General features: G+C 66.7%; 25 protein-coding genes. 14 read left to right on the forward strand and 11 right to left on the reverse strand.

Annotated features, from left to right (window positions below; translation table 11 throughout):
* Window positions 1-60 precede the first annotated feature (60 nt).
* The 7 genes from GTK09_RS12490 to GTK09_RS12520 all read left to right on the forward strand — a co-directional run bounded on the left by GTK09_RS12490 (window position 61) and on the right by GTK09_RS12520 (window position 6,719).
* Window positions 61-957 (forward strand): NAD(P)-dependent methylenetetrahydromethanopterin dehydrogenase, encoded by an 897-nt coding sequence (locus GTK09_RS12490; RefSeq protein WP_163463504.1) that lies wholly within the window; start codon window positions 61-63, stop codon window positions 955-957.
* Window positions 954-2,078, forward strand: a complete 1,125-nt coding sequence (locus GTK09_RS12495) for an ATP-grasp domain-containing protein (protein ID WP_163463505.1) — start codon at window positions 954-956, stop codon at window positions 2,076-2,078. The genes GTK09_RS12490 and GTK09_RS12495 overlap by 4 nt, the downstream gene beginning before the upstream one ends.
* A complete protein-coding gene (mch, locus tag GTK09_RS12500) occupies window positions 2,075-3,046 on the forward strand; it encodes a methenyltetrahydromethanopterin cyclohydrolase (protein WP_163463506.1) in 972 nt (323 codons plus the stop codon). The genes GTK09_RS12495 and mch overlap by 4 nt, the downstream gene beginning before the upstream one ends.
* Window positions 3,030-4,004, forward strand: a complete 975-nt coding sequence (locus GTK09_RS12505; RefSeq protein ID WP_163463507.1) for an ATP-grasp domain-containing protein — start codon at window positions 3,030-3,032, stop codon at window positions 4,002-4,004. Before mch ends, GTK09_RS12505 begins: the two co-directional genes overlap by 17 nt.
* Window positions 4,001-4,888, forward strand: a complete 888-nt coding sequence (locus tag GTK09_RS12510) for a triphosphoribosyl-dephospho-CoA synthase (RefSeq protein WP_163463508.1) — start codon at window positions 4,001-4,003, stop codon at window positions 4,886-4,888. The genes GTK09_RS12505 and GTK09_RS12510 overlap by 4 nt, the downstream gene beginning before the upstream one ends.
* Before the next feature lie 237 nt (window positions 4,889-5,125).
* The gene (gene fae / locus GTK09_RS12515) at window positions 5,126-5,635 is read left to right on the forward strand and encodes a formaldehyde-activating enzyme (RefSeq protein ID WP_163463509.1); all 510 of its coding nucleotides are present in this window, start codon (window positions 5,126-5,128) and stop codon (window positions 5,633-5,635) included.
* Window positions 5,636-5,945: 310 nt separating this feature from the next.
* The gene (locus tag GTK09_RS12520; RefSeq protein ID WP_163463510.1) at window positions 5,946-6,719 is read left to right on the forward strand and encodes an NAD kinase; all 774 of its coding nucleotides are present in this window, start codon (window positions 5,946-5,948) and stop codon (window positions 6,717-6,719) included.
* A 78-nt stretch (window positions 6,720-6,797) separates the two neighbouring features.
* On the opposite strand, the gene GTK09_RS12525 is transcribed toward GTK09_RS12520, so the two are convergent.
* The 3 genes from GTK09_RS12525 to GTK09_RS12535 form a co-directional block, all read right to left on the reverse strand.
* Window positions 6,798-7,925, reverse strand: a complete 1,128-nt coding sequence (locus tag GTK09_RS12525; RefSeq protein ID WP_163463511.1) for a DUF2336 domain-containing protein — start codon at window positions 7,923-7,925, stop codon at window positions 6,798-6,800.
* A 163-nt stretch (window positions 7,926-8,088) separates the two neighbouring features.
* Window positions 8,089-8,712 carry a flavin reductase family protein gene (locus GTK09_RS12530; RefSeq protein WP_163463512.1) on the reverse strand — a complete coding sequence of 208 codons (624 nt, stop codon included), beginning with the start codon at window positions 8,710-8,712 and terminating at the stop codon, window positions 8,089-8,091.
* Window positions 8,712-9,296, reverse strand: a complete 585-nt coding sequence (locus tag GTK09_RS12535) for a nitroreductase family protein (RefSeq protein WP_281353365.1) — start codon at window positions 9,294-9,296, stop codon at window positions 8,712-8,714. Before GTK09_RS12535 ends, GTK09_RS12530 begins: the two co-directional genes overlap by 1 nt.
* A gap of 282 nt (window positions 9,297-9,578) precedes the next feature.
* Here GTK09_RS12535 and GTK09_RS12540 point away from each other — a divergent pair, with 282 nt between their 5' ends.
* Window positions 9,579-10,754 carry an RgsD C-terminal domain-containing protein gene (locus GTK09_RS12540; RefSeq protein ID WP_312869825.1) on the forward strand — a complete coding sequence of 392 codons (1,176 nt, stop codon included), beginning with the start codon at window positions 9,579-9,581 and terminating at the stop codon, window positions 10,752-10,754.
* A gap of 169 nt (window positions 10,755-10,923) precedes the next feature.
* Here GTK09_RS12540 and GTK09_RS12545 read toward each other — a convergent pair whose 3' ends face one another.
* The 5 genes from GTK09_RS12545 to pdxH form a co-directional block, all read right to left on the reverse strand.
* Window positions 10,924-12,324, reverse strand: coding sequence for an NAD(P)(+) transhydrogenase (Re/Si-specific) subunit beta (locus tag GTK09_RS12545; RefSeq protein ID WP_163463514.1), 1,401 nt, complete (start codon window positions 12,322-12,324; stop codon window positions 10,924-10,926).
* A 13-nt stretch (window positions 12,325-12,337) separates the two neighbouring features.
* A complete protein-coding gene (locus GTK09_RS12550) occupies window positions 12,338-12,760 on the reverse strand; it encodes a proton-translocating transhydrogenase family protein (RefSeq protein WP_163463515.1) in 423 nt (140 codons plus the stop codon).
* A complete protein-coding gene (locus tag GTK09_RS12555; RefSeq protein WP_163463516.1) occupies window positions 12,760-13,941 on the reverse strand; it encodes a Re/Si-specific NAD(P)(+) transhydrogenase subunit alpha in 1,182 nt (393 codons plus the stop codon). The genes GTK09_RS12550 and GTK09_RS12555 overlap by 1 nt, the downstream gene beginning before the upstream one ends.
* Before the next feature lie 65 nt (window positions 13,942-14,006).
* Window positions 14,007-14,231 carry an aa3-type cytochrome c oxidase subunit IV gene (locus GTK09_RS12560; protein WP_163463517.1) on the reverse strand — a complete coding sequence of 75 codons (225 nt, stop codon included), beginning with the start codon at window positions 14,229-14,231 and terminating at the stop codon, window positions 14,007-14,009.
* A gap of 98 nt (window positions 14,232-14,329) precedes the next feature.
* Window positions 14,330-14,950 carry a pyridoxamine 5'-phosphate oxidase gene (gene pdxH, locus GTK09_RS12565; protein ID WP_163463518.1) on the reverse strand — a complete coding sequence of 207 codons (621 nt, stop codon included), beginning with the start codon at window positions 14,948-14,950 and terminating at the stop codon, window positions 14,330-14,332.
* A 61-nt stretch (window positions 14,951-15,011) separates the two neighbouring features.
* On the opposite strand from pdxH, the gene GTK09_RS12570 reads away from it, so the two are divergent.
* From GTK09_RS12570 to GTK09_RS12590, 5 genes are all read left to right on the forward strand, one after another.
* Window positions 15,012-15,428, forward strand: a complete 417-nt coding sequence (locus tag GTK09_RS12570; RefSeq protein ID WP_163463519.1) for an RT0821/Lpp0805 family surface protein — start codon at window positions 15,012-15,014, stop codon at window positions 15,426-15,428.
* A 177-nt stretch (window positions 15,429-15,605) separates the two neighbouring features.
* Complete coding sequence (locus GTK09_RS12575; RefSeq protein WP_163463520.1) at window positions 15,606-16,580, forward strand: DnaJ C-terminal domain-containing protein; 975 nt, start codon at window positions 15,606-15,608, stop codon at window positions 16,578-16,580.
* Between the two features lie 108 nt (window positions 16,581-16,688).
* Window positions 16,689-17,510 carry an enoyl-ACP reductase FabI gene (fabI, locus tag GTK09_RS12580; RefSeq protein WP_163463521.1) on the forward strand — a complete coding sequence of 274 codons (822 nt, stop codon included), beginning with the start codon at window positions 16,689-16,691 and terminating at the stop codon, window positions 17,508-17,510.
* Between the two features lie 118 nt (window positions 17,511-17,628).
* The gene (locus tag GTK09_RS12585) at window positions 17,629-18,240 is read left to right on the forward strand and encodes a histidine phosphatase family protein (protein WP_163463522.1); all 612 of its coding nucleotides are present in this window, start codon (window positions 17,629-17,631) and stop codon (window positions 18,238-18,240) included.
* 72 nt (window positions 18,241-18,312) lie between these two features.
* The gene (locus GTK09_RS12590) at window positions 18,313-18,918 is read left to right on the forward strand and encodes an LOG family protein (RefSeq protein WP_163463523.1); all 606 of its coding nucleotides are present in this window, start codon (window positions 18,313-18,315) and stop codon (window positions 18,916-18,918) included.
* Between the two features lie 46 nt (window positions 18,919-18,964).
* Here the strand turns inward: GTK09_RS12590 and GTK09_RS12595 are convergent, their stop codons facing one another.
* Together GTK09_RS12595 and GTK09_RS12600 are read right to left on the reverse strand one after the other, a co-directional pair.
* A complete protein-coding gene (locus GTK09_RS12595; RefSeq protein ID WP_163463524.1) occupies window positions 18,965-20,185 on the reverse strand; it encodes an ABC1 kinase family protein in 1,221 nt (406 codons plus the stop codon).
* A gap of 303 nt (window positions 20,186-20,488) precedes the next feature.
* Window positions 20,489-21,124 (reverse strand): YceI family protein, encoded by a 636-nt coding sequence (locus GTK09_RS12600; protein ID WP_163463525.1) that lies wholly within the window; start codon window positions 21,122-21,124, stop codon window positions 20,489-20,491.
* 294 nt (window positions 21,125-21,418) lie between these two features.
* Between GTK09_RS12600 and GTK09_RS12605 the strand changes: the two genes are divergently transcribed.
* Complete coding sequence (locus tag GTK09_RS12605; protein WP_163463526.1) at window positions 21,419-22,969, forward strand: bifunctional GNAT family N-acetyltransferase/carbon-nitrogen hydrolase family protein; 1,551 nt, start codon at window positions 21,419-21,421, stop codon at window positions 22,967-22,969.
* Here GTK09_RS12605 and rarD read toward each other — a convergent pair whose 3' ends face one another.
* Window positions 22,970-23,899, reverse strand: coding sequence for an EamA family transporter RarD (gene rarD / locus GTK09_RS12610; protein ID WP_163463527.1), 930 nt, complete (start codon window positions 23,897-23,899; stop codon window positions 22,970-22,972).
* Window positions 23,900-23,945: the final 46 nt, after the last annotated feature.

Consider the following 23,945-nt stretch of genomic DNA (forward strand, 5'->3'; position numbering starts at 1 on the left):
CCGGCACGGACACGTTCGCGCATCACGGCGGCAGACAAAAATTCGAGGAAGGACAGCCCCATGGCAGCCAAGAACATTCTTCACATGCTGACGCCCCAGAAGCACGTCAGCCCCTTCGACGTGAACATGGCGCTCGACGCCGGCTACGATTCGGTGACGCCCTACGAGGCGGTGACGCTGGAAGAGGTCGCCGATCTCGTCCAGGACGTGATCTTCTCGCGGCCGCCCGACCGCGGCGTCAATTCGGCGGTGTTCTTCGGCGGCGACGATGCGGTGCTCGCCCTCGACATGATCGATGCGGCGAAGAACGCGCTGGTGCCGCCCTTCGGCTGCAACATCATGGCCGACCCCGCCGGCTCCTTCACCACCGCGGCGGCGATGGTCGCTTTCGTCGAGAAAAAGCTGAAGGACGAGAAGGGCAAGGCTCTTTCCGATGTGACGATCGCTGTGTTCGGCGCCACCGGAGTCGTCGGATACTGCGCCGCGGTGATCGCCGCGCTCGAAGGCGCCAAGGTCAGGATCGTCGGCTATTCGGGCCTCGAGCGGGTTCAGAAGCGCGCCGACGAGATGAAGGAGCGCTTCGGCGCGAAGGTCGAACCCGCCGACGGCTCCAGCGACGAGAAGAATACCGAAGCCGTCCGCGACGTCGAGGTGATCTTCTCCGCCGCCAAGGCCGGCGTGCAGGTGCTGAGCCTCAAGCAACTCCAGGCGGCGGAAAAGCTGCTCGTCGCCGCCGACGTCAACGCCGTGCCGCCGCTCGGCCTCGAAGGCATCGACGTGATGGCGGGCGGCGAGCCGATCGAGGGCACCAATGCGCTCGGCATCGGCGCGCTGGCCGTCGGTCCGCTGAAGTCGGACACCGAGCAGGGTCTGCTCAAGCGGATGATCGAGGCAAAGGAGCCGCAGACCCTCGACTTCCGCGACGCGTTCCAGCTCGCCCGCAAGCTCGTGTCATGAGCACCGCCCCCCGGCCGACGATCCTCACGGCCGCCTTTTCCGCTCGCCAGATCGCGGCGAGCGCGCAGCTCGCCGGGATTGACGCGCTGGCGGTCGACTTCTTCGGCGATCTCGACCTTCGCGACCACGCCAGGAAGAGCGAGGTGCTGCGCGGGCACTATCCCGACGGCTTCTCCAGCGAGGCTCTGATCGCAGCGCTGGAGCGACTCGCGGAGGGCGAGGAACCGCTCGGCTTCGTCTATGGCGCGGGCTTCGAGGACCGACCTGAGCTTCTGGAGGCGATCGCTGAGCGCTGGCCGATCCTCGGAACCGATCCGGCGACCGCGCGCCGCCTGAAGGACCCGGAGGCGATCGCCGCGATCTGCAACGACGCCGGCATCGCCCATCCCGAGATCCGCCGGACCCGGCCCGGCGATCCCGCCAAGTGGCTATCGAAGAAGATCGGCGGCAGCGGCGGCAGCCACGTCGTTCGCGGCGATGCGCCGCCGTCGCCGGACCGCTACTATCAGCGTTTCGTGGTGGGCGAGCGGATCTCCATGGCCTTCGTCGCCGCCGGCAGCCGCTACGCCTGCCTCGGCTATTCCCGGCAATGGGCCGATCCGAGCCAGGATGAACCGTATCGATACGGCGGCGCCGTCGGGCCGGTGCCGGTTGCGGCCGACGCCGACGCTGCCATGCGACGGGACGTCGCCGGCATTCTCGATCGCCTGCCGCTCACCGGCCTGTGCAGCGCCGACTTCGTCGTCGGCGACGACGCCCCGGTGCTCCTCGAGGTCAATGCTCGCCCGGGCGCGACGCTCGACGTCTTCGAAGATCCGGCCCAGCCGCTGATCGCGCTCCATCTGGCCGCCGTGCGCGGCGAGCTGCCTTCGCGTGGAGCTGGTACGACCGGCGACGTCCGCGCCTCCGGCCTGGCCTGGGCGGACCGACCGCTCGGCGTCCCGGCCGGCTTCCAATGGCCTGACTGGACGCGGGACCGCAGCCACCCACCCACCCGCTTCGCCGCCGGCGAACCGATCTGCACCATCGTTGCGGCAGGCGAAACCGCCGAGACCGCCGAACGGCTTTTCCATGCTAGAACGCGCCGCATCGGCGACGTACTGGGGAGTATTGCGGCATGAGTACCACGAGGCTGTTGTCCGTGAACGAAGGGGTCCTGCCCCTCGTCGCGGAGCTGAAGCAACGGGCGCAGGAACTGAAGCTCGCGGTGTCGACGGGCGCGGCAGGCGAGACCGTCGTCGATGCCGGGGCCAGTGTCCCCGGCAGCCTCGAGGCCGGCCGGATCATCACCGAGATCTGCCTCGGCGGGCTCGGCACCGTCGCGATCGCGCCGTCCGAGCGCCTCGCCCGCTGGCCCTTCGCGATCACCGTGCGCACGTCGAACCCGGTGATCGCCTGCATGGGCAGCCAGTATGCCGGCTGGCAGCTGACCAATGAGGAGGGCGAAGAGGCCTATTTCTCCATGGGCTCCGGCCCCGCCCGGGCGCTGGCCGGCAAGGAGGCGCTGTTCAAGGACATCGCCTATGCCGATCAGAGCGAGACGGCGACCATCGTGCTCGAAGCCGCCAGCCCGCCGCCCGAAGCCCTGGTGCGACGCATCGCCCATGACTGCGACGTCGCCCCGGAAAAGCTGACGATCATCTTCACGCCGACCCAGTCGCTGGCCGGCAGCGTGCAGATCGTCGGACGCGTCGTCGAGGTGGCGATGCACAAGGCCCATGCCCTGCATTTCGACATGAGCGCCATCGTCGAGGGCATCGGCACGGCGCCGCTCGCCCCCCCGCATCCGGACTTCCTCACCGCCATGGGCCGCACCAACGATGCGGTGATCTATGGCGGCCGGGTGATGCTCGCCGTTACCGGACCGGCGGCAGCGGCGAGGGAGCTCGCCGAGAAGCTGCCGAGCAGCACCTCGGCCGATTTCGGCAAGCCCTTCAAGGAGATCTTCAGCCGCTACGAAGGCGACTTCTACAAGATCGACGGCATGCTGTTCTCGCCCGCCGAGGTGCAGGTGGTGGCGCTGGAGACCGGAGAGACCTTCTCGGCCGGCAAGGTCGACCCGGGGCTGATCGATGCCTCCTTCGGCTGAGACGGCGCCCTTTGCCACGCCGCGCATTCTCGTCGTCACGGCGAGCCTCGACCGGCACGCCCGCGAGCTTCGCGCCGCCTTCGAGGCGAAGGGCGCGAGCGTGGTGGTCTCCGGTCTCGCCGATGTCGGCTTCGACACCGATGCGCGGCACGGCTTGGTCTTTCCGGAGTTCGGCGACGCCCTCCCCGACGCCGTCTGCGTCCGCACCATGGACGGCGGCAGCTTCGAGGCGGTGACGCGGCGCCTCTCGATCCTGCATGCGCTCGGCCGGCTCGGCGTCCTCGTCTCCAATGATGCACGGGCCGTCGAGAACTGCGTCGACAAGGCAATGACGAGCTATCTCGTGGCATCGGCCGGCCTGCCGACGCCGCGCAGCTGGGCGGTCGAATCGCACAGAGAGGCCGAGCGCATCGTCGCCGCCGAAAACCATGCGCTCGTCCTGAAGCCGCTGTTCGGGGCGCAAGGCAAGGGCCTGAAGCTGATCGGCCGCCCGGAGGACCTGCCCCCGGCAGAAGAGATCGCCGGCGGCGTCTATTATCTCCAGCGCTTCATCGGCCATTCGCTGGACGGCCGCTGGTCGGACTACCGGGTCCTCGTGTCGCGCGGCCGGGCCGTCGCGGCGATGCGCCGGGAGGCGGCCTGCTGGATCACCAACATCAAGCAGGGCGCCCTCGCCCGGCCGATCGAGCCCGACAATGAGCTCGAAGCGCTCGCCGTTGCGGCGACGGCGGCCGTCGGCGGCGATTTCTGCGGCGTCGACATCCTGAAGGACGCGGGTGGCAGACCGCACGTTTTGGAAGTGAACTCCATGCCGGCCTGGACGGGCCTGAAAAAGGCGAGCGGACGCGACATCGCGGCGATCCGTGCGGAGGATCTTCTTGCCACCCTCGCCGAGCGTCGGCGCGTCGAGCCGGTTGCCTCTCCTGCCTTCTCACGAGCCTCGGGAGCCTTCGTGTGAGCCTCGAGCCGGCAGCGATCGAGGCGGCCTTCCTCGACGCCTGCCGGACCGAGGTCGAGACGCTGAAGCCCGGCAACGTCCATCGCTTCGCGCCCGGCCACGGCATGACGGTCGAGACGTTCCTCGACGCTGCCGCGGCCGCCGCCCCGATGATCGCCCGGCGCGGCTCCTCGGTCGGCGAGCGCGTCTTCGCTGCGACGAAGGCCAGTTTCGAGGCGGTCGGCGTCAACGCCAATCTCGGCATCGTGCTGCTTTGCGCGCCGCTGGCAGCAGCGGCGGAGACGAGCGGCCGAGGCGCGCCGTCGTCCCGGACGGATCGCGTCGGCGCACTCCGCAATGGCGTCGCGCGCGTCCTGGCCCACCTCGATGCGGCCGACGCGCGTGAGACTTTCGCCGCCATCGCCCTCGCCAGTCCCGGCGGGCTCGGTACACGGGCAGACGACGACGTGCGCTCGGCTCCCTCCATCGGCCTCGTCGAGGCGATGGCGATGGCCGCCGACGTCGATCTCGTCGCCCGCCAGTATTGCAACGGATTTCATGACGTCTTCGACATCGGACTGCCCGCCGGCGATTCGGCGGCAGACGAAGTCGCATCCGGCCTCGGCGACGCTGCAGCCCTTGCTATCTACCTCGCCTTCGCCAGCGAATTTCCGGACAGCCATATCGCGCGCAAATACGGGATGGAAACGGCAGAAGCCTGTCGCAAACGCTTCGAATCATTCAGTAACTCTTTGAACGGCATCGCCGATCGGCAGGAACGGCTTGCGGCGGCGCTGGCCTTCGACGCCGCATTGAAGCGCGAAGGCCGCAATCCCGGCACCTCCGCCGACCTCACGGTGGCCACCCTCTTGGTCAGAAATCTTGCGGAAGCGCGCGCGGAATGATTGACTGTCGGACGCAGGGGTCCATCTGGGCCCCAAGCTATCTGGCAAACCGGTCCCGTGCGGACGCCGCGAACAAGGATAGTCGTAGCCGGGAATTTTCCGGCGCTCGGGAGGAGAGCCGTCCGACGCAGCGACTTGATCCTGTGGCCGGATTCGATTCTCCTCCGGATCGGAACGTCTTTACGCGTCCGGCTCGAGCCGGACGCATCAGCTAACGCTAGTTTGGAGGAATGGCTCATGGCGACAATCAACAAGGTGATGGTCGGCGAATCGCTGGTCGGCGAAGGCAACGAGGTCGCCCACATCGATCTCATCATCGGACCCCGCGGCTCGGCGGCCGAGGCGGCGTTCTGTAACTCGCTGACCAACAACAAGGACGGTTTCACCACCCTCCTCGCAGTGGTCGCGCCGAACCTGCCCTGCAAGCCCAACACCGTGATGTTCAACAAGGTCACCATCAAGGGCGCCAAGCAGGCCGTCCAGATGTTCGGCCCGGCCCAGACCGCCGTCGCGCGCGCCGTCGCCGACTCGGTCGAAAAGGGCATCATCCCGGCTGCAGAGGCCGACGACCTGTTCATCTGCGTCGGCGTCTTCATCCACTGGGAAGCCGAGGACGACGCGAAGATCCGCGACTACAACTACCAGGCCGTGATGGAATCCATCGAGCGCGCCATCAAGGGCACGCCGACGGCCGCCGAGGTCGTCTCCAAGAAGGGTTCTGCCGCGCATCCTTTCGCCGGCGCCTAGACAAGAGACCATCCCGGAGAAGAGGAAAAGCCGGCGATGCCCGCCGGCCTTCTCCGGCGATTGGCCGCCAAGCTCGGCTTCCAGTAGGAAGCCCTCTAACGGGACTTCAATGGGAAAGGGGCCGCAAGGCCCCTTTCGTCCGTCGAGGGGCACCGGCGAACGCGTCACCGCCATACCCTCGCCCTTACGACCGTCGGCGGCATCTCTGCCTCGCCTGCCGGCCTTCGACATTTCCTGCTGCGCTGGTGTGTTCGGTCCCGAACCGTTAGACACCGGTGAACGAACACCGCCCTGACCCGCAGTTTTCAAGATGCCCCGTCCGTTCCGTTCCATCGCCTTCGTCGCCAGCGAGACCGGCGCTGCCCAGGAAGCGGCGCGGCGGCTTTCGGCGCTCTATGGCAATGCCGCGACGGAGACGGCGGACGTCATCGTCGCGCTCGGCGGCGACGGCTTCATGCTGCAGACGCTGCACCGCTTCATGGACACCGCCCAGCCGATCTACGGCATGAACAAGGGCACCATCGGCTTCCTGATGAACCACTATCGCGAGGACGGACTTCGCGAGCGGCTGGCGGCGGCAGTGGAGAACGCCATCCGCCCCTTGGAGATGGTCGCGACGGATGCCGAAGGCATCGAACATCGCGCACTGGCGATCAACGAGGTTTCGATCTTCCGGCAATCCTATCAGGCGGCACGCCTGCAGATCTCGATCGACGGCAAGGTGCGCCTCGACGAACTCGTCTGCGACGGCGTCATGGTGGCGACGCCGACCGGCTCGACCGCCTACAACCTGTCCGCACAGGGGCCGATCCTGCCGATCGACGCGCCGCTCCTGGCGCTGACCCCCGTCAGTCCGTTCCGCCCGCGGCGCTGGCGCGGCGCGCTTTTGCGCAACCGCCAGGAAGTGGCGATCACCGCCCTCGAGGCCGACAAACGCCCGGTCAACGCCGTCGCCGACGCGACGGAGGTCAAGTCCGTCCAGAGCGTCACCATCCGCGAATCCGCCCGCGACGTCTGCTACATCCTGTTCGATCAGGATCACTCCTGGGACGAGCGCATCCTCACCGAGCAGTTCCGCTACTGATCTTCGCTGCAGGCCGTCACGGGCGCCTCTGGAAAGCTACGTCGGGCGCCTGGAAGGCTGCCGGAATGGAGCTTCGGCTCAGGCGGCGACCGCCGCCGCCTCGCGAACCGCGTCGCGCTCCGCCTCGCCGGCAAGCCGCCTGAGCAGCGTCGTCGCATCGTGGGGGATCCTGCCGCCGGCGCCAAGGGCGCTCACCCGAGCGAGGACGAGCGCGGGCACGGCGGCCGGGCGCAGGGCCTTGTCGCCGCGGGCGATGGCGCGCCACAGCGAGACCGCCTCGCCGAACAGGCAGGCGAGGCCCTCTTCGAGGCCGCATTCGATGACCAGCGCCCGCAGGGCCGGGGATTTCCCGCCGCCGACGATCCCCGCGACCCGGCGCTCCGAGCGACCCGAGAGGCTGGCGAGAAGCGTGATGAAGAGTTCGATGTTGCCGGTCGCGACCACCCGCACCAGCAGCGACGGCGTCACAGCGCCGGAGCCACGCAGATATTCGCCGAAATCCGGCATCTGCCGGCTCGTCAGCGTTTCGGCGAGGACGTTGGTGCCGCGTTCGGCGGCCGAGAACGCGACGACGCCCGCCCGCTTCTCCCCGAACAGATTGACGAGGAGAGCCGACCCCGCAAGGGTATCGCGGACCGCCAGCATCAGTCGGTGGCGGATCACCGGCGGCAGATCGCTCCGGCCGAGCAGCGCCTCGCGCACCCGTCCGTCGGCGGCGAACCGGTCGACGAGACGATCGAAGCTCGAATTGCCGATCGCCACTTCGTCGTTGCGGCAAAGCGCCAGTGCCGCCTCGGGCTCGCCCATCTCGGCGATCACCGCGGCGACCGGCAGCGCGACCACCGGGCGCTCGGCGATCGCGCGCCGCGCCGCCGCCGACCCCACGGCGGCGACGTCGACGAGATCCTCGGTGGAAAGATGCGTGCTGCGTCCGGCGATCTCGGCCGCGACCGGCGCCACGTCGGCGGCCAGTGCAAAGACCAGCGAGCGCGGCACGCTACGACCGGCGGAAAGCACCTTCGCCATGGCGAGGCGGACGGACGGTGCCGAATCGTCGAGGAGCAGCGTCAGCGAGGCGACGATGGTGTCGCGGTCGGAGCCCTTGGCCTCGCCGTGGACGAGCGCCTCGGCGAGCATCGTCGCCGCCTCGGCCCGCTCCTTGGTATTCGCTTCCCTGGCCCATTTGGCAAAACGCTGGACGATCATGGATGCTGCAACCCTCTTACCTCGATCCGCTCGGACAGCTCATGATCGCGGCAAAAGGTTTAGCTTTCGTTCACCATGTCCGTTCACGCAACGGAAACGTCCACGAAGGCGGACGTCTCCGGGCGTGTGCCTGCCGGGCCAATGAGCGAAAAGCCCGGCGGCGTCAGACGTCCGAGGCGTCGGGCATGCGTGGCCGCCGCATCTGGAAGACCTGGTCGGCGACCGCATAGTCGAGATAGCCGAGGCGGGCGAGTGGCGCGGCGAGCGCCATGTCGATCATCCCGTCCTTGAGGATCTTCTCGTCGATGTGGATGGCCACCACCTCGCCGATGACGACGGTGTTTTCCGAGATCGTCCCGTCCAGCCCCTTTGGGCTGAACGACTGGGTCACCTTGCATTCGAGAGCGGCCGGGCTTTCGGCGACGCGCGGTGCCGAAACGATGCGGCACGGCGCCTCGGTCAGGCCGGAAAAGCCGAATTCGCTGACGCCGCGCGGCGCCGGCGCCGAGCTCTTGTTCAGCTGTTCGGCCAATTCCCGCGTCGCCAGATTGGCGACGAACTCGCCGCTCTCGATGGCGAACGCCGCCGAATCCTTCATCCCGGCCGAGGAGAACATCACCAGCTTCGGGCGGTCGCTGATCGCGTTGAAGAAGCTGTAGGGCGCCAGGTTGACCGCCCCGTCCTTCGACCGCGTCGAGATCCAGCCGATCGGCCGCGGCGAGACGATCGCCTTGAACGGATCGTGCGGCAGGCCGTGATCGTTGGAATCCGTCGTATAGAAAAGCATCACGCGGCTCCCGGCGCCACCGCCTCGGTGACGATTGCGGAAAGCTCCGGCCGCGGTCGCTCCGAAGGCGGTTCGGTGGGCGTGCCGACATGGATGAAGCCGACCACCCTCTCCTCCGGCGCAATGCCGAGAATCGCCTTGGCGTCCTCGTCATAGGCGACCCACTCGGTCACCCAGTTGGCGGCATAGCCATGGGCATGGACGGCATTGACGAGGTTCATCGCCGCGGCGGCGCCGGAGAGCTGCTGCTCCCAGACCGGAATTTTCACGTGCTCTCTGGCGGTCGAGACGACGCCGACGACGAGCGGCGCGCGGGTGAAGCGCTCGGCCTCCACCTTCTGGCGGGTCTCGGTCATCCGCTCGCCTTCGCGCGCGGCGACGAGCTTCGCCAGCGCCCGGCCGATTCCCGCAGCCGCCTCGCCGCGATAGAGGATGAACCGCCAGGGCGCGAGCTTGCCATGATCCGGCACGCGGGCGGCGATGGTCAGGATGCGGTCGAGTTCCTCGCCCGACGGCGCCGGGTCGGCAAGCATCAGGATCGGAATCGAACGCCGGGTGGCGAGAAGGTCAGTCGCTTCGGTCAAAACATCAGGTCTCCGCTCGTTCTGCCGCAGAGCTAGGCTGCTCGGCCGAACATTGCAATTGGAGCGCCGCATGGACGCCGCGTTCCCTCGCGGTGGGAAAAGCCGCAGCTTGCCTTGAATTCGTCGATGATTTGCGTTCAACACTAGCCGCATGGGGGAAATGCTCTCGATCGGGGCGCGAATGCGGTCCGGCGATCCGGTGGAAGACGAGCGACGCGTGGCTGTGGTGGAACGACGTTCTGCCGCGGCGATAACATATGTGTCCCGCAACGGATCCGCAGCGTGACCTGCGGCCGCTTTTCGATACGTCCTTTCTGGTCGAAGACCGGGCTCGTCGCCTTGCTCCTGATGCTGGAGGTCGCGGCCCTGCCCGCTCATGCGCAGCAGGCGGACGGCGCTGACGACGACAACGGCTTTCTCGGTCAGATCTTCGGCGGCAAGCCGAACAAGCCCGGCGCCTACGCCTCGCCCTCGGCCATAGATCTCTTGCCAAAGGGCAACGAGATTGGAGCTCCGGGAGCCCGCCCGCTCCGTCATTTCGAGCCGATCGCGCTGCCGAACAGGCCCGGCCTCTTGGAGGCTCCGACGATCGATCTGCCGGGGCTGCCGGCTTATGCGCCGCCGGCCACCGGGCCGATCCCGAATCTGATGCGCCGGCGCGAGACGCTCTCCCTGCGCGCGGTCCTTTCCGAAGGCGGGCCGGAAATCCCGAACGGCCTGATCTGGCGTTTGTTCTCGGCGGTTCCCTCGATCGACGGCAGTTCTTCGCTGGTCGCCTCGTCGGAAAGCCCGACACCTGATTTCGAGGTCTCGCCCGGAACCTACATCCTGCATGTCGGCTTCGGCCGGGCCGGCATCGTCGAACGCATCGACTTCACCGGACTGAAGACCCAGCAGACGGTCGTCCTCGATGCCGGCGGGCTGAAGCTCAACGCCGTGGTCGGCGACGACGGCAAGCCGCCAGCGGCGCGATTGAGCTTCGACATCTATGCCGATGAAGAGGGGGACGAGTTCGACCACAAGCTGGTCGCCAGCGACGTGCCGTCGGAAAAGGTGGTGCGGCTGAATGCCGGCTCCTATCAGATCGTCTCGCATTACGGCACCGCGAATGCCGTGGTGCGCGCCGACATTCGGGTCGAGGCCGGCAAGCTGACCGAGGCGACGCTGACCCAGCGGGCGGCGCTTTTGACCATGAAGCTCGTCCGCGACCATGGCGGCGAAGCGATCGCCGACACCGCATGGACGATCACCACCGCATCGGGCGATCTCATCCGCCAGAGCGTCGGAGCCTTTCCGTCCATGGTGCTGGCCGAAGGCGACTACGTCATCGTCGCCAAGAACAACAACAAGGTCTACCAGCGGCCCTTCACCGTCACGGCCGGCCACGACACGGACGTCGAGGTCCTCACCTCCGACCTTACCAGCACCGAGGACGTGTTGTCGGGGTCGGGGGACTAGAACCGTCTCTCTGCGCCGCCTCCCGGACTGGCCGCATGGCCGCGTTCAGGCGGCCTGGCCGCATCGTCTGCATGATCGGTTCGTCCACAGCCCACACCTGGGGCCGTACGACGGGCTTCGTTGCGCCGGCGTCATGCCGCCGGCGCATGCCCGAGCGAGGCTACCCGTCTCAGCGATCGAGCGCCTTGACGATGTCTTCGACCATCTTCTTGGCGTCGGCCAGGAGCATCATCGTGTTGTCCTTGTAGAACAACGTGTTGTCAATGCCGGCATAGCCCGAGCCGAGCGAGCGCTTGACGAACAGGCAGGTCTGCGCCTGGTCGACGTTGAGGATCGGCATGCCGTAGATCGGCGAGGTCTTGTCGTCGCGCGCCGCCGGATTGGTCACGTCGTTGGCGCCGATGACGAAGGCGACGTCGGCCTGGGAGAACTCCGAATTGATGTCCTCGAGTTCGAAGACGTCGTCATAGGGAACGTTCGCCTCGGCGAGCAGCACGTTCATGTGACCCGGCATGCGGCCCGCCACCGGGTGGATGGCGTATTTCACCTCGACGCCGGCTTCCTTCAGCTTGTCGGCCATCTCGCGCAAAGCGTGCTGGGCCTGGGCCACCGCCATGCCGTAGCCCGGCACGATGATCACCTTCGCGGCGTTCGCCATCAGATAGGCGGCGTCCTCGGCCGAGCCCTGCTTGATCGTCCGGTCACCGAGGTCTTGCGTCCCGGCAGGACCGCTGTCGCCGCCGAAGCCGCCGAGGATCACCGACACGAAGGACCGGTTCATCCCCTTGCACATGATGTAGGAGAGAATCGCACCGGACGAGCCGACCAGCGCGCCGGTGATGATCAGCGCGAGGTTCTGCAGCGTGAAGCCGATGCCCGCCGCCGCCCAGCCGGAATAGGAGTTCAGCATCGACACCACGACCGGCATGTCGGCCCCGCCGATCGGGACGATCAGCAGGACACCGAGAGCGAGCGAGACGAGGACGATCAGCCAGAACACCAGATGGCTCTCGGAGATCGCGAACCAGACCACCAGCACCACGAGCAGGACGGCCAGCGCGATGTTGATGGCGTGGCGTGAGGGCAGCATGATCGGCTTGCCGCTCATCCGCCCGTCGAGCTTCAGAAAGGCGATGATCGAGCCGGTGAAGGTGATCGCACCGATGGCGACGCCGATCGACATCTCCACCAGCGCCTGGCCGTGGATCGCGCCGACCGTGCCGATCCCCATGGATTCCGGCGCATAGAGAGCGGCCGCCGCGACCATCACGGCGGCGAGGCCGACGAGGGAGTGGAAGGCGGCGACGAGCTGCGGCATCGCCGTCATGGCGATGCGCCTTGCGATCACCGCTCCGGCGGTGCCGCCGATGGCGATGCCGACGACGATCAGGAGCAGGCCGCCGAAGGAGGGTTCGGCGAGGAACAGCGTGGTGAGCACGGCGATCGCCATGCCGACCATGCCCATCAGGTTGCCCTGACGGCTGGTGGTCGGGTGGGACAGGCCGCGCAGCGCCAGGATGAACAGGACGCCGGAGACGAGATAGAGGAAGGCGGCGGTGGATTCGGACATGGTTCCTACCGCCTCACTTCGACTTTTTCTTGTACATCGCCAGCATGCGATGCGTGACCAGGAAGCCGCCGAAGATGTTCACCGAGGCGAGGATCAGCGCGACGAAGCCGAAGGTGGTGGCAAGGCCCGAGGCCGACAGGCCGACGGCGAGCAGCGCGCCGACGACGATCACCGAGGAGATCGCGTTGGTCACCGACATCAGCGGCGTGTGCAGCGCCGGCGTCACCGACCAGACCACATAGTAGCCGACGAAGATCGCCAGGATGAAGATCGCGAAGTGGAAGACGAACGGGTCGGTGCCCGAATGCGCGGCCGCGTCGGCGACGTGCCCGTAGCCTTCGCCGATCATCCGCTCGACGCCGTGGCGGGCATCGTTGATCGCCGACCCCGCTTCGTTGAGACGCTGCAGCGTCTCCCTTGCGGTCTCGTGTTCCATCAGTTCCCTCCCCCGGCCTTCTGGTCTTCTGTGCCTGAAGTCCCCTCAGGCGCGTCGGCGCGCGCGAAATTCGGATGCACGACCTTGCCATCGCGCGTCAAAAGCGTCGCCTTCACCAGTTCGTCGTCGAAGTCGATCTTCAACGCGCTGGTTTCCTTGTCGGTCATCGTTTCGAGGAAGGCCGAGAGATTTCGGGCATAGAGCAGCGAGGCACTGGCCGAGATGCGGCCGGAAACGTTGGTGTAGCCGATGATGCGGGCCGGACCCGCCTCGACGATCTCGCCCGCCCTGGCGCCCTCGACGTTGCCGCCGCGCTCGACCGCGAGGTCGACCAGCAGCGAGCCGGGGCGCATCGAGGCCACCATTTCCTTGGAGACGAGGCGCGGCGCGGGGCGACCCGGGATCAGCGCCGTGGTGACGACGATGTCCTGCTTGGCGATGTGGGCGGCGACAAGCTCGGCCTGCTTGGCCTGATACTCTTTCGACATTTCCTTGGCGTAGCCGCCCGCGGTCTCGGCCGCCTTGAACTCCTCGTCCTCGACGGCGATGAACTTCGCGCCGAGGGATTCGACCTGCTCCTTGGTGGCCGGGCGCACGTCCGTCGCCGTCACCACGGCGCCGAGGCGGCGGGCGGTGGCGATCGCCTGAAGGCCCGCGACGCCGACGCCCATGACGAAGACGCGGGCGGCGGGAACCGTGCCCGCCGCGGTCATCATCATCGGAAAGGCGCGGTCGAATTCGTGCGCCGCGTCGATCACCGCGCGGTAGCCGGCAAGGTTCGCCTGGGACGACAACACGTCCATCACCTGCGCCCGGGTGATGCGCGGCATCAACTCCATGGCGAACGCAGTAATCCCGGCATCGGCCATCGCCGTCAGCGCTTCGTCCTGGCCGTAGGGGTCCATGATGGCAATGACGACCGTGCCGGCCCCGTAGGAAGCCGCTTCTTCGGCCGTCGGGCGCCGCACCTTCAGGACGACGTCGGCCGAACCGGCATCGGCGGCCGTGCCGATCGTCGCACCGGCCTCCTCAAAGGCCGCGTCGGTGATCCGCGACCCGGCCCCGGCACCGCTCTCGACGACGACTTCAGCGCCCTTGCCGGCGAGCTTCTTGACGGTATCCGGCGAGGCCGCGACGCGCGTCTCGCCCTCGGCCGTCTCCTTTGGAACGAAGATTTTCATGCGTCGGCTCCTCCCTCGCCTTGCGTCTCGCTCGGCCCGTTCTTCCGCGGGCGTGCGCCGGGGCGTCAGCGCAGGGCGAAATAGCCGATGACGAGAGCGACGACGAAGGTGAGAACGGAGGCGATGACGCCACTGCCCATGATCAGACCGACCATCATGCCGAGCAAGAGGGCGATGATGCCCACCGAGCCCCATTTGAACAGGGCGATGAACAGACCATAGGTCTTTTCGTGCTCCGGATAGTCCATTTCCGCAGCGTGCGACGTGTCGATTTTCACTTCCCCGGCCATCCAGCCCTCCACTCCTGTCACTTCCTCGCACATACCCAATGCGCGCGGCCCTGGCAACGCAGGGTCACGTGCTTCCCCACCTGCCGGAGCAGGCGCGCTCAAGGATAGAGCCGCGCGATCGTCCAGGCTGCATCGAGCGAGCTCCTCGTGAAGACGATCCGGTCGTGCAGCCGGAAGGCGCCGTCCTGCCAGAATTCGATCGACAGCGGCATCAGCCGGAAGCCCGACCAGTGCGGAGGCCTCGGGATCTCGCCCTCGCCGAATCGTTCCTGGTAGCGCTCGACCTCGGCGACCAGCGTCTGCCGGCTGTCCAGCGGGCGCGATTGCTGCGAGGCCCAGGCGCCGACCCGGCTCCCCCGCGGACGGGAGGCGTAGTAGGCGTCGGCCTCGGCTTCGCTGACGACCTCCACCGTCCCACGCAGGCGCACCTGCCGGCGGCGGCTCTTCCAGTGGAAGCAGAGCGCGGCCTTGCCGGCGCCGAGGACCTGCCGTCCCTTGGTGCTCTCGAAATTTGTGTAGAAGGCAAAGCCCCGCTCGTCGAAGCCCTTCAAGAGGACGATCCGCACGTCGGGCATGCCGCTTTCGTCGACCGTCGCGAGCGCCATCGCGTTCGGATCGTTCGGCTCGCTTTGCCCGGCGTCTTCGAGCCAACCGGCGAAAAAGGCGAAGGGATCGGCGCCGACGTCCGTTTCATCGAGTGTTAAAGGTTGGTCTGTCATTTGTGACGGTGCCTCAAAAAACCACGGCAGAGGTGTCAGTTCGCCGAGTTGAACGAAGAATATGAGATCGATGCTGCCCTACAAGACGGTGTGCCTCTTGGCTCTGACGGCAGGTCTCGGCGGCTGCGTCGTCGCCGGCCCGAGCGTCGAGGATACGCTGCTTGATCCCACCATTACCGGTTCCGTCAAGGCGCCGGGAAAAATTGCCGACATCGACGACGATTCGGACAGGCGCATCGTTCGCAATGCGGTTTCGGCAGCAGATATCGAAAAGGGCAAAGGCCGCTTTTCCTGGTCCAATCCCGAAACCGGATCGAGCGGCGTCATCACGGCGATGAACCAGCAGCGCGACGGCGACAGCATCTGTCGCTCCTTCGAGACCTCGCGCCAGCGTTTCGACGGGATCGCGCTCTACCAGGGGCGCGCCTGCACCGTCGGCGCCGGTGAATGGGCTCTCATCGAGTTCGCCCAACGCTGATCGTGCCAGAGCGAATCGCTGGCATGCCGCAAAAGCTGCAAAAATCGCTTCGGGACGGCAAAGCTGCGGCCCGCTGACCTTCAATTTCGCCACGCGGACGATCATATAGTCTAAGATCTTGACGGTGCGCGAGCGCGCCGTGCCCCACGCATGCCATCATGAAGGAACTCACAGCCTATGCGCGATCCCTACGCCGTGCTCGGCGTCGCGAAGTCGGCGAGCGACAAGGAGATCAAATCGGCCTTTCGCAAGCTGGCGAAGAAATACCATCCCGACGCCAATTCGAACGATCCGACCGCCGCAGGCCGCTTCAACGAAGCCAACCAGGCCTATGAGATCCTTGGGGACAAGGACAAGCGCGCGCAGTTCGACCGCGGCGAGATCGATGCCGAGGGAAAGCCGAAGTTCCAGGGCTTTGCCGGCGGCGATCCCTTTGCGGCCGGGGGTCCCTTTGCGGGCGGGCGGGCGCGGCCGGGCGGAGCCGGCGGCTTCGAGTACCGCTCTTCCACGAAGGCGGAGGACTTCGACGCCGACAGCATCTTTTCCAGCCTCTTCGAAGGCGCCTTCGGCGGCGCGGGTGCGGCCGGGGCGCGTCGCTCGGGCGCCAGCGGCGGCTTTTCCGGGGCACGGAAAGCCGCGGCGAAGGGCGCAGACATCGCCGCCAATCTCTCGATCGACCTCCAGGACGTGGTGTCGAACGAGAGGGTCGAGGTGGCGTTCGCCTCCGGCAGGAAACTCGCCATCCGCCTGCCGATGGGCGTCGAGGACGGCCAGACCATCCGGCTGCGCGGCCAGGGACAACCCGCCCCCGCCGGCGGCGAGCCGGGCGATGCGCTGATCACCATCCGCATCACCCCGCATCGCCGGTTCAAGATCGACGGGCGCGACCTGCGCTGCGAGGTCGAGGTGCCCCTTGAGACCGCCGTCCTGGGCGGTCGGCTCGAGGTCGAGACGCTTGATGGCCGGGTGGCGCTCAACGTGCCGGCCTGGACCAGCTCGGGCAAAACCTTCCGGTTCAAGGGCAAGGGGCTGACTACCAAGGCAGGCGGCCGCGGTGACCTCTATCTCAAGGCGGAGATCGTGCTGCCCGACAAGGACGAGGAACTCGCCGCGCTGATGCGTCAACGCTCCAGGGAGACCACCGGCGGCTGAAGGCGGCGCCGGCCACTCGCCGGCGCGCGCGCTTGAAGCCCCATCCCCTCTGTGCCATACCCCCGCCGCACGACGAATTATGAAATATCCATTGGAGGATAGGGCGCCATGGATCGACCGAACGGTTTGATGGCCGGCAAGCGCGGCCTGGTCATGGGGGTTGCCAACAACCGTTCGATCGCATGGGGCATCGCCAAGGCGCTTGCCGACGCCGGGGCGGAGCTTGCCCTCACCTATCAGGGCGACGCCCTGAAGAAGCGCGTCGCGCCGCTGGCCGACGAACTCGGCGCGATCCTGGCCGGCCACTGCGACGTCACCGACGAAGCGACCATCGACGCGGTCTTCGCCGAGGTCGAATCGCAATGGGGCCGCCTCGACTTCGTCGTCCACGCCATCGCCTTTTCCGACAAGGACGAACTCACCGGCCGCTATGTCGAGACCAGCCGCGAGAACTTCCGCAAGACCATGGACGTCTCGGTCTACTCGCTGACCTCGATCACCGCCCGGGCCGAGAAGCTGATGACCGACGGCGGCTCGATTCTGACGCTGACCTATTACGGCGCCGAGAAGGTGATGCCGCACTACAACGTCATGGGCGTCGCCAAGGCTGCGCTCGAAGCGTCGGTGCGCTATCTGGCGGTCGATCTCGGCAAGCAGGCGATCCGCGTGAACGCCATCTCAGCCGGGCCGATCAAGACGCTCGCCGCATCGGGCATCGGCGACTTCCGCTATATTTTGAAGTGGAACGAGTACAACGCGCCGCTGAAGCGCTCGGTGACCATCGACGAGGTCGGCCAGTCGGCGCTCTATCTCCTCTCGGACATGTCGCGCGGCGTCACTGGCGAGGTCCATCACGTCGACTGCGGCTATCATACCGTCGGCATGAAGGCCGTGGATGCTCCCGACATCTCGGTCGTCAAGGACAGCTGACTGGCTCTCGTGCAAGCGCGCGAGCGGGCTTCAGAGAGGGCCTTCTTCACCACTCCCGCCCTCGCCGCGGCGGCCTGCCTGCTGCGGCGAAGGCCCAGCGCGGACACTGAACGGGACCATGGACAACGCATCGCTGCGCGGCCTGCCGGAACTCTACATCGCCCGGCACGGTCAGACCGACTGGAACGCCGAGGGACGGCTGCAAGGCCAGGTGGAGGTGCCGATCAATGCGCTCGGCCGAACCCAGGCGCGGCGCAACGGTCGCTGTCTGCAGGACATTTTCGGTGACCGTGCGGAAACCTTTCGCTACCTTGCGAGCCCGCTAGGGCGCGCCATGGAAACGATGCAGCTGATCCGCGAGGAACTCGGTCTTCCCCCCGAAGCCTTCGCCACCGACGATCGCCTCATCGAAGTCGGCTTCGGCGATTGGCAAGGATGGACCATGGCCGAGCTCCGCCAGACTGACCCGGAGGGGATCCGCCGCCGCAAGGCCGACAAGTGGGGGTTTCTGCCCCCGGGCGAGCGAGGCGAATCCTACGCCATGCTCGCCGAGCGGGTCCGGCCGGTCTTCGAGGCCCTCGACGCCCCGACGGTTCTCGTCGCCCACGGCGGCGTCACGCGCAGCTTCCTTGCGCTCTACGCCGGAGTTCCGGGCGACGAGGCGGTTAGCACCGACATTCCGCAGGACCGGGTGCTGCACGTTTCGGGCGGCCGGCTCGAATGGGTGTGAGCGCGGCTCCCCACCCTTTTCCAGCCGATCGGCCAACTTGATTTCTTCGCCTCAGCGTCGGACTTTCCATCCATGAACACGATTCGATCCGTCTGTGTCTATTGTGGCTCCTCGCCCGGCCGCAGCCCGGCCTACATCGCGGCGGCACGCGCGCTCGGCAGAAGCATCGGCGATGCCGGGCTCGAACTCGTCTATGGTGGCGGCACCAAGGGGGTGATGGGAGCCGTTTCCGACGCGGTTCTCACCTCCGGCGGCAAGGTCACGGGGATCATCCCGCAATTCCTGATCGACATGGAAGCGACCGAGCGCGAGTTGAAGCGTCTCGACGAATTGATCGTCACGGCCGACATGCACGAGCGCAAGCATCGGATGTTCCAGCGTTCCGACGCCTTCGTCGCCCTGCCGGGCGGCATCGGAACACTGGAGGAACTGGTCGAGATCATGACCTGGAGCCAGCTCGGCCAGCATGAAAAGCCCGTCGTCATCGCCAATGTCGACGGCTTCTGGGATCCCCTCGCCCGGCTGTTCGATCACATGAGCGAGGAAGGCTTCCTTCATTCGGCCGACAGGGTGAAGCCACTGGTCGTCGACGACGTCGAGGACATCGTGCCGATGCTGATCAAGCATGGTGCGGATGGCGAAGACGGCGGCCGCAGAGAGATCATCGAGCGGATGTAGATCCGGCGCTCCTGCCGCGGATCCTCAGATCGATCAGCCGACAGCCCTAAAAATACCGCGCGAATATGGCCTTCACATCGACGTGCGCCCTCAGGCGCGCGGCAAGAAGATAGGTCCCGCCGTACTTGCGCTGGAGGAACAACGTATCGACAGGAGGCAGACGCCACCCGTCGCGTTCGTCGGCGAAAGCGATACTCTGCTCACGCATGGTGTCGACGATGGCACGATCGCCGAAGTCGAAGATTTGCGTGCGCTGCAGCGGCTGCATCACCGTCTCGACCATCGCCATCACCTTGTCCTGATGACGCTGCGCAACGGAAGCGTCGATCAGCCCGATGTCCGTCAGCGCCGTTCGGGCCGCAGGCCAGTCGCTCGACAGTCCAGCTGCGCCGAGCCGCCGGCATTGCTCGGCAAGTTCCGGCGAAAAAGCCCGTGTCGCACCGAAATCGAGGAGCACGATCCGTCCCGACGATGGCTCGTAGCGATAATTCGCGAGGTTCGGGTCGGTCTGCATAAGCTGGAACGAGAAGAGTTCGCGCAGCGACAGATCGATGAGGAGACGTGCGGCCCGATCCCGGGTCTCCTGCGACGCGCTCTCCAGGGTTTCGATCGGAACAGAATCGACGAATGTCATGGCGAGTACGCTTGGTCCTGAAAAGTCGCGATGGACGTCCGGGACCAGATAATCGGCCTCGCCCTCGAGCAGCACACCGAACCGCTCCATGCAGCTCGCCTCGCGCTCGTAGTCCGCCTCCTCGTGCAGTTGCCGCTTGGCCTCCGACAATAGCGGCGCAATATCGAGATGCTTGGGAACCAGGCCGGAAAGGCGCAGCAGCGTCGAGACGTTGTCGACATCGCTGTCAATGCTGCGAGCGACGCCCGGATACTGGACCTTGATCGCCAGAAGCCGTCCGTCCGTGGTCAGGCCGCGATGCACCTGTCCGATCGAGGCGGCGGCGATCGGGCGATGATCGAAGAACTCGAAGCACTTTTCCCAGCCCTTGCCCCACGCCGCGTCGAGCACGCCCTGCAGCTGACGTCGTGGCATCGGCTCGGCATCAGCTCTCAGCCGTGCCATGATTGCTGCCAGTTCCGGCGGCAACATGTCGCCGGCATCCATCGAGATCAGCTGGCCCATCTTCATGGCCGCGCCGCGAAGCTGGGCGAGTTGCTCCGTTGCCCGCAACACGTTGGCGGGGGTGAGGACGAGGTCTTCCAGCCGCGGTCGCTCGCCGCGGACCGCTCTTCCAGCCGCATCGACCAGCATGCCACCGCCGACGCCGGCCGCTAGCCTCCCGAGGCGGGCGAGACGCGAAAGACGGCCCGTCGGGACCGACGAGCCGCGAGAGGATGGAAAGCGAGGGGACAAGGTCGGAAACCTTTCGAGTGGACACGGCGGCGGAGCTTGCCCGTTGCCGCTCGTCTCATCAGCTATGCACAGCCTGATGGCGTGCAAGCGCGACGGCCCTGCGACCTGTCGTCATCCGGTGCGCCGATAATGATAGGACGGCGGGAGATCCGACCGGTTCGGCCGCAGCGCCTTCACACTCATTGAGCAGTTCGGCTCGCGCTATTCGGCCTTCGCCGGCACGAACTCGACCTCGATTTCGAGCGTGACGTCCTTTCCGACCGGCCCGGCGAAGGTATCGATGCCGTATTTCGTGCGGTCGAAGGTCATCGTCCCGGAAAAGCCGACGGTCGGCAGCTTGGAAACCGGGTGGGGGTCGACCACCGTGTTGAAGGTCACGTCCATCGTCTCTTCGTGCGTCTGGCCGTGCAGCGTCAGGTCGCCGGTCACCCTGCCGGTCTTGTCGCCTGTTTCCTCGATCGACTTGGAGACGAACTTCGCTTCGGGAAACTTCGCCGCGTCGAGGAACATGTCGCTCTCGATCTCGTCGTCGAAGCTCTTGTCGTCGGCCGGATAGTGGGTGTCGACCGATGCCGGATCGACCGTCGCCGTCAGCTTCGATTGCGTCACGTCGTCGGGGTCGAGTTCGAGGGTCGCGGAGATATCGGCGAAGCGGCCGATATAGGTGGAGAGGCCGAAGTGGTCGACCTTCCACAAGACGTTCGTATGCAGCGGATCGTTGACGTAGGTGCCGGCGTTGATGTCGATGGTCTGCGCCGCGGCGGGCGTCGCCATCGGGGGCGCCGTGAGGCCCGCTGCCGAAAGGCCGAGGACGAGGGCGGGAACGACTGAGCGCATGAAGTCTCCTTGCTGTTGCGAAATTGGCCCTGCCGGAGGCCGAAACCCCGCCAGCGGCTTGGCAACCAAGCTATCGATGAGGTGGCAGAAGGAAACCCGCAGGACGCGCACTCCTGCGTGACGGTGAGTTCATCGCCTGGCATGATTTCGTCATGTTCGTGCAGCGGCCTGCGCCGCGCGCCACGGCCCCGACGCTTGCGCGAGGCGCTGGCGCGCCTATGTCAAGGCCACGGGACGGAGCCGCATGGCTAGCCGTCCCGATTGTTTTTCGAAGAATGAGGAAACACCCCGCCCATGGCCGAGAAACGCTCGACCCCGAAGATCGAAGTCCGCACCGCGACGACCAAGGACGTTTCCGCCATCATCGCCCTTTCGGCCAAGGTCTTCAAGGACGAGGCCCCCTATACCCGCGGCATGGTCATGGGCCAGCTCTCGGCCTTCCCCGAGGGCCAGTTCGTCGTCGTCTACGAGGACGAGATCGTCGGCTACGCGGCGACGATGGTCCTGCCCGAGGCCAAGGTGATGAAGCAGCATTCCTGGGCCGAGGTCACCGGTGGCGGCTACGCGGCGATGCACGATCGCAAAGGCGACTGGCTCTACGGCATCGAAGTCTGCGTCGATCCGGACCGCCGGCGGCTCAGGATCGGCAAGCGCCTCTACGACGCCCGCCGACGGCTGTGCACGGATATGGATCTGAAGGGCATCGCCTTCGGCGGCCGCCTGCCGGGCTACAAGCGCCACGCCAAGAAATACGGCACCCCCGAGGCCTATCTCGAGGCCGTGCGCAAGAACGAGATCACCGATCCGGTCGCCTCCTTCCATCTGAAGGCGGGCTTCGAGCCGGAATTTCTCTTGAAGAACTACTATCCGATCGACACCGCCTCGGGCGGCCATGGCGTTCTGATGGTCTGGCCGAACCCCTATTACGATCCCGAGCATGCCAAGCAGCCGGTCAACCGCTCCAATCCCGACATCGTACGGATCGTCACCGTGCAGATGCAGGCGCGCAAGATGGCGGCGACGAAGGAGTTCTACGACGCGGTCGAATATTTCGTCGAGGTAGCGGCGGAATACGACGCCGACTTCGTCGTCTTCCCGGAGCTCTTCACGCTGATGCTGCTTTCCGCCGAGCCGGAGGAGCTGAAGCCGGAGGCGGCGATCGCGCGGCTGACGGAACACACGCCCGAGTTCGTCGAGCGCATGACGGCGATGGCCATCCGCCGCAACATCAACATCATCGGCGGCAGCCACGCGACCCGCACCGAGGACGGCGAGATCCAGAACGTCGGCTACGCCTTCCTGCGCGACGGCTCGGTCCATGCCCGCGAAAAAATCCACCCGACGCCGAACGAGCGGCAGTACTGGCATATCCAGGGCGGCGATCCGATCGACGTGATCGAGACCGACTGCGGCCCGGTCGGCATCATGATCTGCTACGATTCCGAATTCCCGGAGATCGCCCGGCGCCTCTGCGACCAGGGCGCCCGCATCCTCTTCGTGCCGTTCAACACCGACACCCGCCACGGCTATCTGCGCGTGCGCTACTGCTGCCAGGCGCGGGCGATCGAGAACCAGTGCTACGTCGTAACGTCGGGGATGACAGGCAACCTTGCCAATGTCGACAATCTCGACATCGAATACGCCCAGTCCGGCATCTTCACCCCGTGCGACTTCCCCTTCGCCCGCGACGGCATCGCGGCGGAAACCTCGGAAAACGTCGAGATGGTCGCCGTCGCCGACCTCAACCTCTCCACCCTCGCCTGGGCCCGCTACGAAGGCTCGGTCCGCAATTTCCGCGACCGCCGGCTGGATCTTTATCGCACGCGCTGGTCCGACGGGGGGTGATCACCGGGGCGTCCGGCGGGGTGTAGCCGCGCCAGGCGCTGCGGCCTTCTCGCCGCGCCGCCGCCTCACCAGCGACCACGTGTAGAGCGCCAGCGCCGACCAGATGAAGGCGAAGGCGACCAGCTGCCACTCGCTGAACGGCTCGCCGAACAGGAAGACGGCGGTGAAGAACAACAGCGTCGGCACGATGTATTGCAGGATGCCGATGGTGGTGAAATGCAGGAGCCGCGCGCCGGCGGCGTAGAGGATGAGCGGCACGGCGGTGAGCGGACCGGCGGCTAACAGCATCGCGGTCTCGAAGCCGTCCGCCCCGAAATGCCTGTCGGGGACGAACAGCGCGACGAGCACGATCGAGGGTACGACGAGGATCGCCACCTCGAGGAAGAACCCCTCGCTGGCACCGACCGGCACCGTCTTGCGCAGCAGCCCGTAGGTTCCGAAGGTCAGGGCCAGCACCAGCGAGATCCACGGCAGCCCGCCGGCCTTGGCCGTCAGAATGGCGACGCCGACGGCCGCCAGCGCGATGGCCACGCCCTGAAGGCGCGTCGGCCGCTCGCCGAGGAAGATCGCCGCCAGCGCGACGTTGACCAGCGGGTTGATGTAGTAGCCGAGCGCCGCCTCGAGCGTGTGGCCGGCGCCGATGGCATAGACGTAGGTGCCCCAGTTGATCGAGATCAGCGAGGCCGTCAGGGCGGCGAGCGCCACCGTGCGGAGGTTGCGGAAATGCCCGAAGGCATGGCGGACGGTCCCCTGCCAGAGCAGGATCGCGATCGCCAGCGGCAGCGCCCAGACGATCCGGTGCGCAACCACCTCGACCGGCGAGACATTGGCGAGGAGCTTCATGAACAGCGGCATCACGAGGCCCCAGATGCCATAGGCGCCGAGGGCATAGATGAGACCCTGGCGGCTTTCGCCCTGGGGAGACTGCATGGCCGGACCTTTTGCGGCGGGAGCGTATCGGCGCAGCCCTAGCAGA

The sequence above is a fragment of the Jiella pacifica genome, from assembly GCF_010500815.1.
GTDB lineage: Bacteria > Pseudomonadota > Alphaproteobacteria > Rhizobiales > Rhizobiaceae > Jiella > Jiella pacifica.

Bases quoted from the DNA above. Each gene is read 5' to 3' on its own strand.
- GTK09_RS12490 (WP_163463504.1), top strand. From the start codon at position 61: ATGGCAGCCAAGAACATTCTTCACATGCTGACGCCCCAGAAGCACGTC.
- GTK09_RS12495 (WP_163463505.1), top strand. From the start codon at position 954: ATGAGCACCGCCCCCCGGCCGACGATCCTCACGGCCGCCTTTTCCGCT.
- mch (WP_163463506.1), top strand. From the start codon at position 2,075: ATGAGTACCACGAGGCTGTTGTCCGTGAACGAAGGGGTCCTGCCCCTC.
- GTK09_RS12505 (WP_163463507.1), top strand. From the start codon at position 3,030: ATGCCTCCTTCGGCTGAGACGGCGCCCTTTGCCACGCCGCGCATTCTC.
- fae (WP_163463509.1), top strand. From the start codon at position 5,126: ATGGCGACAATCAACAAGGTGATGGTCGGCGAATCGCTGGTCGGCGAA.
- GTK09_RS12520 (WP_163463510.1), top strand. From the start codon at position 5,946: ATGCCCCGTCCGTTCCGTTCCATCGCCTTCGTCGCCAGCGAGACCGGC.
- GTK09_RS12525 (WP_163463511.1), bottom strand. From the start codon at position 7,925: ATGATCGTCCAGCGTTTTGCCAAATGGGCCAGGGAAGCGAATACCAAG.
- GTK09_RS12530 (WP_163463512.1), bottom strand. From the start codon at position 8,712: ATGCTTTTCTATACGACGGATTCCAACGATCACGGCCTGCCGCACGAT.
- GTK09_RS12545 (WP_163463514.1), bottom strand. From the start codon at position 12,324: ATGTCCGAATCCACCGCCGCCTTCCTCTATCTCGTCTCCGGCGTCCTG.
- GTK09_RS12550 (WP_163463515.1), bottom strand. From the start codon at position 12,760: ATGGAACACGAGACCGCAAGGGAGACGCTGCAGCGTCTCAACGAAGCG.
- GTK09_RS12555 (WP_163463516.1), bottom strand. From the start codon at position 13,941: ATGAAAATCTTCGTTCCAAAGGAGACGGCCGAGGGCGAGACGCGCGTC.
- GTK09_RS12560 (WP_163463517.1), bottom strand. From the start codon at position 14,231: ATGGCCGGGGAAGTGAAAATCGACACGTCGCACGCTGCGGAAATGGAC.
- pdxH (WP_163463518.1), bottom strand. From the start codon at position 14,950: ATGACAGACCAACCTTTAACACTCGATGAAACGGACGTCGGCGCCGAT.
- GTK09_RS12570 (WP_163463519.1), top strand. From the start codon at position 15,012: ATGAGATCGATGCTGCCCTACAAGACGGTGTGCCTCTTGGCTCTGACG.
- GTK09_RS12575 (WP_163463520.1), top strand. From the start codon at position 15,606: ATGCGCGATCCCTACGCCGTGCTCGGCGTCGCGAAGTCGGCGAGCGAC.
- fabI (WP_163463521.1), top strand. From the start codon at position 16,689: ATGGATCGACCGAACGGTTTGATGGCCGGCAAGCGCGGCCTGGTCATG.
- GTK09_RS12585 (WP_163463522.1), top strand. From the start codon at position 17,629: ATGGACAACGCATCGCTGCGCGGCCTGCCGGAACTCTACATCGCCCGG.
- GTK09_RS12590 (WP_163463523.1), top strand. From the start codon at position 18,313: ATGAACACGATTCGATCCGTCTGTGTCTATTGTGGCTCCTCGCCCGGC.
- GTK09_RS12595 (WP_163463524.1), bottom strand. From the start codon at position 20,185: ATGCTGGTCGATGCGGCTGGAAGAGCGGTCCGCGGCGAGCGACCGCGG.
- GTK09_RS12600 (WP_163463525.1), bottom strand. From the start codon at position 21,124: ATGCGCTCAGTCGTTCCCGCCCTCGTCCTCGGCCTTTCGGCAGCGGGC.
- GTK09_RS12605 (WP_163463526.1), top strand. From the start codon at position 21,419: ATGGCCGAGAAACGCTCGACCCCGAAGATCGAAGTCCGCACCGCGACG.
- rarD (WP_163463527.1), bottom strand. From the start codon at position 23,899: ATGCAGTCTCCCCAGGGCGAAAGCCGCCAGGGTCTCATCTATGCCCTC.